Origin of the sequence: Amycolatopsis sp. NPDC005961 (assembly GCF_040629235.1) — a bacterium.
Lineage (GTDB): Bacteria > Actinomycetota > Actinomycetes > Mycobacteriales > Pseudonocardiaceae > Amycolatopsis > Amycolatopsis camponoti.
In genome coordinates, this window is the sequence record NZ_JBEXVF010000130.1 from 1 (window position 1) to 12,245 (window position 12,245).

At 70.7% G+C, this 12,245-nt stretch carries 11 protein-coding genes and 2 pseudogenes; 8 read left to right on the forward strand and 5 right to left on the reverse strand.

Going from position 1 to position 12,245, the window contains the following annotated elements; genetic code table 11:
- A pseudogene (locus ABZ342_RS48030) lies at positions 1 to 385 on the forward strand (LLM class flavin-dependent oxidoreductase); the annotation flags it as partial.
- Between the two features lie 136 nt (positions 386 to 521).
- Here the strand turns inward: ABZ342_RS48030 and ABZ342_RS48035 are convergent.
- A complete protein-coding gene (locus tag ABZ342_RS48035; protein WP_360488559.1) occupies positions 522 to 2,531 on the reverse strand; it encodes a DUF6541 family protein in 2,010 nt (669 codons plus the stop codon).
- Positions 2,532 to 2,610: 79 nt separating this feature from the next.
- Between ABZ342_RS48035 and glf the strand changes: the two genes are divergently transcribed.
- From glf to ABZ342_RS48060, 5 genes are all read left to right on the forward strand, one after another.
- Complete coding sequence (gene glf / locus ABZ342_RS48040; RefSeq protein ID WP_360488562.1) at positions 2,611 to 3,834, forward strand: UDP-galactopyranose mutase; 1,224 nt, start codon at positions 2,611 to 2,613, stop codon at positions 3,832 to 3,834.
- Positions 3,827 to 4,345 carry a phosphatase PAP2 family protein gene (locus ABZ342_RS48045; protein ID WP_155548490.1) on the forward strand — a complete coding sequence of 173 codons (519 nt, stop codon included), beginning with the start codon at positions 3,827 to 3,829 and terminating at the stop codon, positions 4,343 to 4,345. The genes glf and ABZ342_RS48045 overlap by 8 nt, the downstream gene beginning before the upstream one ends.
- Positions 4,342 to 5,328 carry a decaprenyl-phosphate phosphoribosyltransferase gene (locus ABZ342_RS48050; protein WP_155548491.1) on the forward strand — a complete coding sequence of 329 codons (987 nt, stop codon included), beginning with the start codon at positions 4,342 to 4,344 and terminating at the stop codon, positions 5,326 to 5,328. Before ABZ342_RS48045 ends, ABZ342_RS48050 begins: the two co-directional genes overlap by 4 nt.
- Positions 5,329 to 5,438: 110 nt before the next feature.
- Positions 5,439 to 6,110: a hypothetical protein gene (locus ABZ342_RS48055; protein ID WP_360488566.1), complete on the forward strand. Its 672-nt coding sequence runs from the start codon at positions 5,439 to 5,441 to the stop codon at positions 6,108 to 6,110.
- A gap of 71 nt (positions 6,111 to 6,181) precedes the next feature.
- Positions 6,182 to 7,699: a hypothetical protein gene (locus ABZ342_RS48060; protein ID WP_360488569.1), complete on the forward strand. Its 1,518-nt coding sequence runs from the start codon at positions 6,182 to 6,184 to the stop codon at positions 7,697 to 7,699.
- Here the strand turns inward: ABZ342_RS48060 and ABZ342_RS48065 are convergent.
- The 4 genes from ABZ342_RS48065 to ABZ342_RS48080 form a co-directional block, all read right to left on the reverse strand.
- Entirely contained in the window at positions 7,681 to 8,301 is a 621-nt protein-coding gene (locus ABZ342_RS48065) for a VC0807 family protein (protein WP_360488572.1), read from the reverse strand. The two genes, ABZ342_RS48060 and ABZ342_RS48065, sit on opposite strands and share 19 nt — an antisense overlap.
- A gap of 51 nt (positions 8,302 to 8,352) precedes the next feature.
- Entirely contained in the window at positions 8,353 to 8,967 is a 615-nt protein-coding gene (locus tag ABZ342_RS48070) for a VC0807 family protein (RefSeq protein WP_360488575.1), read from the reverse strand.
- 90 nt (positions 8,968 to 9,057) lie between these two features.
- On the reverse strand, positions 9,058 to 9,813 hold the full coding sequence (locus ABZ342_RS48075) for a decaprenylphospho-beta-D-erythro-pentofuranosid-2-ulose 2-reductase (RefSeq protein ID WP_155548495.1): 756 nt from the start codon (positions 9,811 to 9,813) through the stop codon (positions 9,058 to 9,060).
- The gene (locus tag ABZ342_RS48080) at positions 9,810 to 11,180 is read right to left on the reverse strand and encodes an FAD-binding oxidoreductase (RefSeq protein ID WP_360488578.1); all 1,371 of its coding nucleotides are present in this window, start codon (positions 11,178 to 11,180) and stop codon (positions 9,810 to 9,812) included. Before ABZ342_RS48080 ends, ABZ342_RS48075 begins: the two co-directional genes overlap by 4 nt.
- A 128-nt stretch (positions 11,181 to 11,308) precedes the next feature.
- Between ABZ342_RS48080 and ABZ342_RS48085 the strand changes: the two genes are divergently transcribed.
- Both ABZ342_RS48085 and ABZ342_RS48090 read left to right on the forward strand, forming a co-directional pair.
- Positions 11,309 to 11,845: a GtrA family protein gene (locus tag ABZ342_RS48085; protein ID WP_360488581.1), complete on the forward strand. Its 537-nt coding sequence runs from the start codon at positions 11,309 to 11,311 to the stop codon at positions 11,843 to 11,845.
- An 8-nt stretch (positions 11,846 to 11,853) separates the two neighbouring features.
- Positions 11,854 to 12,245 (forward strand): annotated as a pseudogene (locus ABZ342_RS48090) (glycosyltransferase family 2 protein); the annotation flags it as partial.

Consider the following 12,245-nt stretch of genomic DNA (forward strand, 5'->3'; position numbering starts at 1 on the left):
GGTCGCGGCGAACGGCCCCCGCACGATGACCCTGGCCGCGCGGTTCGGCGCGGGCTGGGTCACGACGGGCCGGGGCGGCAAGACCGAGGACGAGTGGTGGGGCGGCATCAAGCAGCTCACCGAGCTCTTCGACCAGCGGCTGGACGACGCGGGCCGCGAGCGGGCGAGCATCCAGCGGCACCTGAGCCTGGACGCGTCCCCGGTCTTCTCGCTGAGCAGCGTGGAGGCGTTCCGCGACGCGGCGGGCCGTGCGGGCGAGCTGGGCTTCACCGACGTCATCGCGCACTGGCCGCGGTCGTCGTCGCCCTACGAAGGCCGCGAAGCGGTGCTGGAGCAGGTCGCGAGCGACGTCCTGCCGGAACTGCACGCTACTCCGAACGGGTGACATCCGGGTAGCCGGGAAACCGATTGCCGTCCCTCAGGCGTCCGTCATTCAGACGTCAGAGATCACCCCGGGGGTGGTTGGGGGACGGAGGGCCCTCGTGGCCGCGGCACGGGGCGCCGCGGCCACGAGGGTTTCGCTATTTGACGATCTGGTAGATCACGGCGCCGGAGTTCCGGTACACCTCGCGCACGAAGTCGTGCCCGTCGAGGTGCCGCAGGCCGGGCGCGATCGGGGTGTCGCGGCGGATCGTCCCGCTGCCGACCAGCACGTAGTGGATGTTCAGCCGCCGGGTGGCCGCGCGCACCTCGGGGTCGCTGTCGTAGTCACCGAAGTGCAGGGCCAGGTAGAGCGCGTCCGGGGGAGCGACACCCGCGTCGTAGTGGCCGGCCACCGGGTGGACGCCGGTGAGCGCGTACATCCACGCCGTGCCGTCCATGCGGTCGTTGAGCACCTTCTGGTCGGCGGGGATCCCCAGCGTGCCGAGGTGGTCCATCGCGTCGATCTCGTCCTGGCTCACCGGCGGGACGGTCTCGCCGGGCAGGCCGTTGTAGTACAGCAGCGACACCGTCTTGGCGTTGGCCGCGCGGTAGAACCCGCCGGTCAGCACACCCATCGCCACGACCAGCAGCACCGCCGTCGCCAGCCCGACCCGGCCGGTCAGCCACGGCCGCGCCCGCACCCAGGCGCGTCCGCTCGCGAGCTTCGCCAGCCACTGCTGGGTTTCGCTCATCCCGTGCGCGGCGAGCAGGCACATCGGGATCGCGGCCAGCGCCATCAGCCGGAACCGGTCGTTCCACCACGGCCGCGACAGGCTGATCACCCAGTCTTCGCCGCCGAAGCACGCGACCACGACGAACAACGCCGACAGCCCGATCGCCGAGAGCACCAGCCAGCGCATCCGCCGCAGCCGCACCAGCGTCAGCACGCCCAGGGCCAGGAACACCGTCAGCCAGATCTGCGGCACCGGCAGCACCTGCTTGAACGTCGCCAGCATCGCCAGCGCCTTCCACACGGGCATGTGCGAGCCCCACGGGTGGTACGGGTACGACCCGGACGTGAAGGTGAGCGCGCCGAGGATCATCGGCGCGGCCAGCAGGCCGGCCGCCACCATCACCGGCAGCATCCGGAGGACGTCTCCGCCGACGACGCGCCAGGCGGCGCGGCCCTCCGGCACGCCGTCGAGGCGCTTGCCGCGCAGCGCCCGGTACCAGCGCTGCACGACCAGCGGGAACGCGAACAGGAGCGCGCCGAACAACGCGCTCGAGTGCGCGGCGAGCAGGCCGGTGGCGCTCAGCGCCAGCACCGCGCCGGTGTCGACGCCCGGCCGCACGACGAACCGCTGCAGCGCGACCACCGCCAGCGGCGTCAGCACGATGCCGAGCGCGAACGGCAGCAGCCCGCTCGACACCGACTCGTACGCGCCGGTCGTCGCGCCGCCCGCGACCAGCGCCGCGCTGCCGGCGAACACCGCGCGGCCGCCGAGCTGGCGCACCAGCGCGACCATGGCCAGCGCGAACACCCCGGCGATCGGCATCGTGACGGCGTTCAGCGTGACCGGGATCGATGTCCCCGACAGCTGGTAGACCAGGGCGCCGACCAGGTGGTACGCGTTCGGGTAGAAGGAGCCGTCCGGGTACCAGTTGATGGTGCCCATGCCGGTCAGGGAGCCGTCGCCGGTCTCGGCGATGTAGCGGATGCCGTTCGCGTGGAAGACGGTGTCCCAGCGCTGGAACACCGCGGTCGTCCCGCCGCGGCCGGTGACCACCACGGCGATCGACACGGCCGTGGCGACCGCCACGCACGCTCCCACGGCCAGGTGGGCCCGGCGGGACCACGCCTGCGCCGGCTCCTCGGCACCCGGCGTCATCCAGCCGCGCGCGATCGACAGCCGGCGAAGGCCGTAGAGCGCGGCGGCGAGCAGCAGCGTGCAGGCGGCGACGGTCGGCGGCCCGTACGGCACGTGCGCGATCGCCAGCCACGGGCCGGCCAGGCCGGTGATGGCGTAGCTGAGCAGCGGCGCGAGCCCGGCCAGAGCCCAGCCGCGGACGCCGGCGGCCCAGCCCACGACGCCGCCGGGCACCGCCAGCACGGCCAGGTAGGTGGCCACGGCGGTGAAGTAGCTCCAGAAGTCTTCGGGTGCAGGCACTGCTTTCCAGGTGTGTCGTAGGCCGAAATGTGATAGTCGGGTGCGAGCCGTGTGACCGACCTGCGTACCCTCGACGCCCGTGAGCGCGCACACGAACCCCGCACAGATTACTGAAGACGATTTCGCAGGTTACGACCTCGTCGTCGTCGGGTCCGGTTTCTTCGGCCTGACCGTCGCCGAACGGGCCGCGGCCGAGCTGGGCAAGAAGGTCCTCATCCTCGAGCGGCGCAGCCACATCGGCGGCAACGCGTACTCCGAGGCCGAGCCCGAGACCGGCATCGAGGTGCACAAGTACGGTGCGCACCTGTTCCACACTTCGAACAAGCGCGTGTGGGACTACGTCAACCGGTTCACCGAGTTCACCGGCTACCAGCACCGCGTCTTCGCGCGGGTCAAGGACCAGGTCTACTCGTTCCCGATGAACCTCGGCCTGATCAACCAGTTCTTCGGCAAGGCGCACACCCCGGACGAGGCCCGCGAGCTCATCGCGAAGCAGGCGTCCGAGTTCGACACCAACGCCGCGGAGAACCTCGAGGAGAAGGCCATCTCGCTGGTCGGCCGTCCCCTCTACGAAGCCTTCATCCGCGGGTACACCGCGAAGCAGTGGGAGAACGACCCCAAGAACCTCGGCGCGAACATCATCACGCGCCTGCCGGTCCGCTACACCTACGACAACCGGTACTTCAACGACACCTACGAGGGCCTGCCCGTCAACGGGTACACCGCGTGGCTCGAGAAGATGGCCGAGCACGAGAACATCGACATCCGGCTGAACGTCGACTACTTCGACGTCCGCGAGCACATCCCGGCGGGCACCCCGACCGTCTACACCGGGCCGCTGGACCGCTACTTCGGCTACTCGGCGGGCCGGTTCACCTGGCGCACCGTCGACTTCGAGTCCGAGGTCGCGCAGACCGGTGACTTCCAGGGCGCCCCGGTCATCAACTACAACGACCAGGAAGTGCCCTACACCCGGATCATCGAGTTCCGGCACTTCCACCCGGAGCGGGACTACCCGAAGGACAAGACGGTCATCTTCCGCGAGTTCTCGCGCTTCGCGAACGAGGAAGACGAGCCGTACTACCCGATCAACACCCCGGAGAACCGCGAGAAGCTCGAGGCCTACCGGGAGCTGGCCAAGACCGAGGCGCGCGAGAAGAACGTGCTGTTCGGCGGCCGGCTGGGCACCTACAAGTACCTCGACATGCACATGGCCATCGGGTCGGCGCTGTCGGCGTTCGACAACAAGATCGCCCCGCACCTGACCGACGGCGCGCCGCTCGACGGGTCCCTCGATGCTTGAGAAGGGGCAGCCCACCGGAGAGGTGGCGGTCCTGGCGAAGGCTCAGGGCTTTCTGAAGAGTGAAGCTTCGGTGAAAGCCGCGCGCGGCATGTCGCACTTCGGCGAGCACGCCATCGGCTGGTTCGGCCTGGGCCTGCTCGGCGCCGTCGTCGACAAGAAGCGACGCAAGGACTGGCTGGTCGCGTCGGCGGGTGTCGTCGGCGCGCACGCCGCGTCCATCGCGGTGAAACGCGTGGTCAGGCGGCCGCGACCGGACCACCCGAGCGTCGAGGTCCTGGTCGGCACGCCGAGCAAGCTGAGCTTCCCGTCGTCGCACGCGACGTCCACGACGGCGGCGGCGGTGCTCTACTCCGGATTGACCGGGCGTAACCTGGTGCCCGCCCTGGTACCGCCGATGCTCGCCTCGCGGCTCGTACTCGGCGTTCACTATCCGACAGACGTTTTGGCCGGTGCAGCTCTCGGGGGGCTCGTCGGTGGTCTGATACGACGGAAGCTGAAGAAGAACCCATGAGCGAGACGACCGAGCAGCGCAACAGCGACGAAGCGGCCGTGACTCCTGAGGCACCGGAGACCCCGGTGACCGGTGAGACGTCGACGGCGACGGCCGCCCGGGGGCCCTTGGGCCTTGTCGGCGGCGTCATCAAGACGGCGCGGCCGCGCCAGTGGGTCAAGAACGTGCTGGTCTTCGCGGCCCCGTTCTTCGCCTTCTCGAAGTCGACCGACCGCACGGGCCTGCTGCTCGACGCGATCGTCGCCTTCGTGGCGTTTTCGCTGGTGGCGAGCTCGGTCTACCTCATCAACGACGCCATCGACGTCGAGGCCGACCGGGCCCACCCGACCAAGCGCAACCGGCCGATCGCGGCCGGCGTCGTGCCGGTCACCGTTGCGTACGGGGCCGCGGTCGTGTTCTTCCTGGCCGGCCTCGGCGTGTCGTTCCTCGCCAGCTGGCAGCTCGCCGTGGTGCTGGGGGTCTACGAGGCCGTCCAGCTCGGCTACTGCTTCGGCCTGAAGCACCAGCCGGTGGTCGACCTGGCCATCGTCGGCTCGGGCTTCCTGATGCGCTCGATCGCCGGCGGTGTCGCGGGCGGGATCGCGCTTTCCCAGTGGTTCCTGCTGGTCACGGCGTTCGGCTCGCTGTTCATGGTGGCCGGCAAGCGCTACGCGGAGATCATGCTCTTCGAGCGCACCGGCGCGAAGATCCGCTCGTCGCTGAAGAAGTACTCGGCCAGCTACCTGCGGTTCGTCTGGGCGACGTCGGCGGCGATCCTGATCATGTCGTACTGCCTCTGGGCGTTCGAGATCCGCCAGACCGAGCACAACTCGGTGTGGGCGCTCATCTCGATGGTGCCGTTCGTGGTGGCCGTGCTGCGCTACGCGGTCGACGTCGACGGCGGCATCGCGGGCGAGCCCGAGGAGATCGCGCTCAAGGACCGCATCCTGCAGGTCCTGGGCGCGACCTGGGTGATCACCCTGTTCCTGGCGTTCTACCTGTGAGTTCTCATGGCGGATCGACAGGTTCGTTTCAGGTGACGCACAGCTGAGCGGCGCACGCTGAGGTGGTGGGGGCGGGCACTGCGCCCGTCCCCGTGACCAGGGGAGCCACGATGAACGACCAGCCGCGCGAGGAGAAGGCCCCGGAGGGGGCCGACCACCCGACCGTCGAGCAGCCCACGGCGCAGGCCGCGGCCGACCAGCCCACCACGCGGCAGCCGGCGGTGCCGGCCGCCGCGGAGGGAGAGTCCGCTCCCACACCGGGCGAGCCCACGGCTTTGCCGAACGCCGCGCAGGGTGAGCCGGCTCCGGCCGGGACCACGGCCCTGCCGAACGCCGCACAGGGCCAAGCCGAGAGCACCGCGTTGCCGAACGCCGCGCAGGCGGGCGACCAGACCGCCGCGCACGGCCAGCAGATGCCCGGCCCGCCCACCCCTCAGCTCGCCCAGGCCGGTCCCGGCCCGGGCTACGGTGCTTGGGGCCCGCCCCCGGCCGCCGCACGGCAGCCCGGCGGCTTCCGGCGGTTCGTCGGCCACCGCGCCACCCAGCTCGTCGCCGTCGGCGTTCTCGGCGTGCTGATCGGCGGCGGCATCGTCGGCGGGATCGCCGCCGCGAACAGCCACGGTCCGCGCGACGGCCGTCCCGGCATCCACCGCCAGCACGCCGTCCCCGGTCCCGGGGGTGGCCAGGGCTTCGACGGCCGCGGGTTCCCCGGCCGCGGTGGTGGCGGCAACTCCGGCAACTCGGGTAATTCCGGCGACACCGGTGCGGGCGACGGCATCTGACCGGTGTGGTCTGGGCCACGCGTACCTCGCTCAGATCACAGAATCATCACGGGCGAGGTACCGTTTCCGGGATGCGAAGCGCCTCCGCAGAACTCCCGAAGGCCGCCACCGCGCTGTGGGCGGCGGTGCCCGTCGCCCGCTCGTGGGCCCTGCCGGCGGGGGCCGCGACGGCTTCCGCGCTCATGTTCGCCCTGGTCAGCAGCCATCTGATCGATGACACGTACATCACGCTGTCCTACGCGAAGAACCTCGCCTTCCACGCCCACTGGGGCCTGATCGAGCAGGGGACGGCGAACACCGCGACGTCCCCGCTCAACGTTCTGGCCCTGGCCGCCGTGACGTTCTTCGTCCGCGACGCCGTGCTGGCCGCCGGGATCGTGTTCGTCGCCGCGCAGGTGCTGCTCGTCCTCGGCCTGCGCCGGCTGGGTGAGCGCGCCGGGCTGCCGGCGGCGTTCGCGCCGGTGACGTTCGCGCTGCTGCTGGTCAACCCGCTGCTGCTGTCATCGGTCGGGCTGGAGGTCGCGCTCGGCGCCACCGGCGTCGTCTGGACGCTGGTCTACGCGGGGGAGCGCAAGGCGGGCCGGCTCGGGGTCGTGATCGGGCTGCTCGCGCTCGTCCGGATCGACCTGCTGCTCTTCGCGGCGGTGCTCTTCGCGGCCCGCCGCGAGTTCTGGACCGGCATCTGGCGCACGGTGTTCGCCGCACTGGCCGTGACGCTGCCGTGGTTCGGGTTCAGCTGGTTCGTCCTCGGCTCGGCCGTGCCGGACACGCTGGTCATCAAGATCAGCCAGCAGTCGTGGGGGCCGTTCAGCTTCACCAACGGCCCGCTCCTGTACTGGCGGAACTTCCCCGCCGAGGCCGCGCTGTCGTTCCTGCCGCTGCCGCTCGCGGGCCTGGTGGGCGTGCTCTGGCTCGTCCAGTACCGCCGCGGGTCCGAGACCGCCCGCCGCCTGACGCCGTTCGCGGCGCTGGCCGTCGCGGCCGCCCTGCACTACGTGGCGTACAGCCGCCTCGGCGTGCCGCCGTACCACTGGTACTACGCGCCGAGCATCATCGGCGCGACGATCTTCCTGGCGGCCTGCGCGTGCGCGGTGCCGGAACGCGTCCGCCGCGCGACGGGGACGCTCGTCGGCGGAGTCCTCGTGGCGAGCCTCGTCGTGTACGCGCTGCCGGGCCTGCCGCGCCAGTTCGCGCCGATCACGAGCAACCACGCCTCGACGACGGAGTACCGCGAGATCGGCCAGGAGCTGGCCTCGATCGCCCGCGGCCGCACGGTCGAGACGGCGGGGGAGATCGGCGCGCTGGCGTACGCGTGCGACTGCGAGCTGGTGGACGAGTTCTCCGACCGCGGCGCGGTCGACCCGGCGATCGCGGAGACGAAGCGCCGCAGCGGCGACCTCGGCCGCGCGCTGCTGGAGGCCAACTTCCACAACTTCGACCACAGCGTGGCCCCGATCAGCCCGGACCTGGTCCTGGCGACGACCCGGCGGACCCCGCCCCCGACTGCGCTGGCGAGTTGGCGCATCGACTCGCCGTGGATGGGCACCCAGAACCTGTACCTGATGCCCGCTCACGCCGCCGGCAGCTGAGCCCGGCCGCGGAACATCCGGTTCATCGTGCCCTCGCGGGCCAGCAGCACCTGCGTGATCACCTGCAGCACCACGAAACTGCCGATCGACAGCGCCGTGTCGAGCCCCGGCACCACGTCCACCGGCAGCGTGTAGGCCATCGCGATGCTCCCCGCGCTGTGCACGAGCCCGCCGACACCCCAGACGACCGTCAGCACCCGCCACACGCGCCGGAACGACGGCGTGTCCGCCCAGCGGGCCTCCAGCGTCGAGGCACGGCCCGGCAGCAGCGCGAGCGTCGCCTGGTACGTCGTCGGGCGGCGGCCGATGCGCAGGCTCGCCAGCATCCACACGCCGATCAGCACGCTGAACCACGCACCCCGGACCAGCTGCAGCCGCGCGTCGCCGGTCAGCACGGACGTCAGGAACCCGAGCGCGACGATGGCCAGCACGAACACGCCCATGCCGTCGACCCGCCGGTGCCGCACCGCCAGGTAGAACACGCGCAGCGCCGGCGGCAGGCCGCTGAGCGTCAGCGCCCAGATCGGCGCGACGTCGAACGCCCGCAGCAGGTAGTAGCCGCCGACCGGGGCGGCGATGTCGCAGAGCAGCGTGCCGAGCATGTCCCCGAGCATCCGCGACGAACGCCGCCCGGACCATCGTCGAGCCGGCGGTCAGGCATCAACCGTCCGGTGGATGCCCATCCGCTTGCGCGTGAGCTTCACCCCGAGCACCACGCTCCCGACGGTCAGCGCGGTGTCGAGGAACGGCACTACGTCCACGGGCAGCGTGAATGCCATCACCACGACGGCGCAGGCCAGCACCACGCACCCGGTGCCCCACCCCAGCGTCGCCGAACGCCACCGCTGCCGGAATGCCGGGGAGAGGCCCCACAGCTGTTCGAGCTCACCCGCACGGGCGGGCTGGAGCGTGCAGACCGCCCGGAACAGCAACGGCCGGCGCCCGACGAGCAAGCTCGCGAGCATCGCCACCCCGAACGGCAGCGTGAGCCACGCGCTGCGGACGAGCAGCAGCCGGGGGTCGCCGGAGAAGACCGCCACCGCGCCGTTGACCAGCAGCACGGCCAGCACGAACGCGCTGACCGGGTCGATCCGCCGGTGCCGCGCCAGGACGTACCCGGTCCGCAGCACCGGCGGCACGGCGCTGACCAGCAGCGCCCACACCGCGTCGACGTCGAAGGACCGCAGGACGTAGAACAGGGCCATCGGGAGCGCGACGTCGCGCAGGAGCAGCGTGAGCCCGGCTTGTTTGCTGTTCGTGGTCGTCACGGTGACAGTCTGTTGAGACAGCCTGACGACCACATCGGCGTGCGGACCGAGCCCGGATGGAACTCCGGCTCAACCCTGGGGTGTAGAGCCTCAGACCGGGAGCTTGCGGAAGATCGGCCGCGGGACGTGCCGCAGCACCGACATCACCAGCCGGAACGGCGCGGGCGCCCAGATCAGGTCCTTGCCCGCCCGGGCCGCCGCCACGGCCTGCTCGGCGACCTGGTCTGCGTTCTGGGTCAGCGGGGCGTCCTTGAGACCGTCGGTCATCTTCGTCCGGACCTGGCCGGAGCGGACGACCGTCACCTTCACGCCGTGCGGCTTGAGTGCCTCGCCGAGGCCCAGGTAGAAGCCGTCGAAACCGGCCTTGGTCGAGCCGTAGACGAAGTTGGACCGCCGGACGCGCTCGCCGGCCACCGACGACAGCGCGATCACCGTGCCGTGGCCCTGGGCCTTGAGCTTCTCCGACAGCGCGACGCCGACGGACACCGCGGCGGTGTAGTTCACCGTCGCCGCCTCGACCGCCTTCGCGTGGTCCTGCCAGAGCTCCTCGGGGTCGCCCAGCAGGCCGAACGCCACCACGGCGACGTCGATGTCGCCGTTCTCGAACGCCTTGTCCAGCACGCCCGGGTGCGACGCCATGTCCTTGGCGTCGAAGTCGACCGTCGAGACCTCGGCGCCCTTGTCCTTCAGGCGCTGCGCGGCCGCGTCGAGCCGCGGCGACGGCCGGGCCGCGAGCACGACCCGCAGGGGCTTCTCGGCCAGGTACTTCTCGGCGATCGCCAGCGCGATGTCGGACGTGCCGCCGAGCAGCAGCAGGGACTGGGGGTTGCCAACAGCGTCGATCACAGCTCGAGCCTCCGGCTCATGTCAGAGGCGAAAACGCCTTCGGGGTCCACGGCGGCGCGCACCTTGCGCCACTCTTCGAGGCGGGGGTACATCTTCGCGAACGTCTCGGGCGAGGTGCGCGAATCCTTCGCGGTGTACAGCCGTCCGCCCAGCTCGAGGACGTCTTCGTCGAGCTCCTGGCAGAACCGGCTGAGCCCGTTCTTGATCGGGAAGTCGACGCAGACCATCCAGCCGGGGTGCGGGAACGACAGCGGCGCCGCGTTGCCCTCGCCCATCCGCTTGAAGACGTTGAGGAAGGACACGTGCCCCGACTCGGCGATCTTCTTGACGATCTTGCGCAGTGGCTCGGCCGCGCCCAGCGGCGTCGAGAACTGGTACTGCAGGAAGCCCTTCGAGCCGTACGCCCGGTTCCACTCGCCGAACATGTCCAGCGGGTGGTAGAAGGCGGTCAGGTTCTGGATGACGCCCCGGGCGTCCTTCGGCGTCTTGCGGTAGTAGAGCTCGCCGATCGTGCCGAAGGTCAGCTTGTTGGCCAGGCCGTTCGGGAAGACGTCCGGCAGCGTCGCGAGCTGCGGGGCGTCGAACTTCAGCGGGTTCGCGCGCAGCTTCGGCGGCAGCTCGTCCAGCTTGGCGAGCGAGCCGCGGCCGAAGGCGGCCCGGCCCAGCTTCGAGCCGGTGGAAATCGTGTCGAACCACGCCGACGAGTACGTGTACTTGTCGTCGGAGCCGTTGCTGACCAGCTCGAGCGTCTCGTCGAGGTTGTTCGTGCGCTCGTTGTCGGCGAGGAAGTACGCCGTCTCGGTCTTGGTCATCCGGATCGTCGCCCGGACGATGATCCCGGTCAGGCCGATGCCGGCAACGGTCGCCCAGAACAGCTCGGCGTCCGGGCCCTCCGGGGTCAGCGTGCGGATCCGGCCGTCCGCGGTGATCAGGTCCATCGACACGACGTGGTTGCCGAAGCTGCCCGCGCTGTGGTGGTTCTTGCCGTGGATGTCGTTGGCGATCGCGCCGCCGATGGTCACCTGGCGCGTCCCGGGCAGGACCGGGACCCACAGGCCGTGCGGCAGCGCCTCGCGCATCAGCTGGTCGAGGCTCACGCCGGCGTCGAGGTCGACGAGCGCCGAGTCCGGGTCGATCGAGTGGATCCGGTTCAGCGCCGTCATGTCGACGACGAGACCGCCCGCGTTCTGCGCCGGGTCGCCGTAGGACCGGCCGAGGCCGCGGGCGATGACACCGCGTTCACCGGCCTGGGTCACGGCGCGCGCGATGGTTTCGACGTCTGCGGTGCTCAGCACGTCTGCGGTCGTCGGAGCGGTCCGCGCCCAGCCCGTGAGCGTGCGACGCTGTGTATCGGGTGCTTGGGTCACCCGACCAGGGTAGCCACGCCGAACGACGCCCGGAACGTGACCCTGAAGTGCCCGCTTCTACACTTTGCGCATCAAGGCACAAGCGCCCGCGCGGGTGACCGTGACTCAGGCAACGAGGTAATGCAGTGGTGGCGACCGATCCGCAAGCCGACATCGCAGCTGCGATGTCTGGGGCCGAGCCCCAGGCCCCGGCCGGGGGGCAAGCCCCCCTGGACCCCCCGACAGCGGGTGGTCAGCCGTCCTCCATCGGACTGCTGGGGCAGCTCATTCGCTTCGCCCTGATCGGCGGCTTCTGCGCCCTGGTCGACCTGGGCACGTACACGCTCCTGACCCAGGTGGCCGGAATGGCCACTTCACCGTGGGTCGACGTCGCTCGCGCTATCAGTTTCATCGTGGGCACCACCACGGCGTTCTTCCTGAACCGCAAGTTCACCTTCTCGGGTGGACGGCGTGACGGGAAGGCGCAGGTCGGCTCGTTCGTCCTGCTCTACACCGTGACGTTCTTCGTCGCGGTCGGGGTGAACCAGCTGATGCTCCAGGTGCTGCCGGAGTCCGCGTGGCAGCACACACTGTGCTGGGCCGTGTCGCAGGCCACGGCCACCGTGATCAATTTCGTGATGCTCAAGTGGGTCGTCTTCCGCGAGCCGTCGACCGAGGAGAACTGAGGAACTCAATGCCCGGTAAAACAGCCACCCCGGCGCCGACCACCCAAGCCGGCGCGGCCGCCGAGACGCGGTTCACCGAGCACACTCCGCAGGGTCGCCTGACGGCGCAGCGCGGTCTTTACGCCGGTCCGGCGCCGATCGTCAGCAAGGACCTCTACGCCGAGCTCGAGTGGGGCTCCGCGGTGCGGGAACGTGCGGTGATCACCATCGAGCCCGCCTCCAAGGTGTCGGGCAACACGTACTTCGGGCGGTTCCCGGCCTCCTACTGGCAGCGCTGGTCCACGGTGACCGAGGTGTCGGTCGAGGCCGTCGTCACCGGCACCGGCCTGCTGTCGATGGGCGCCTCCGACGTCGAAGGCGAGCCCCGCGTGGTGGCCGCCGAGCAGGTCGCCGACGTCAA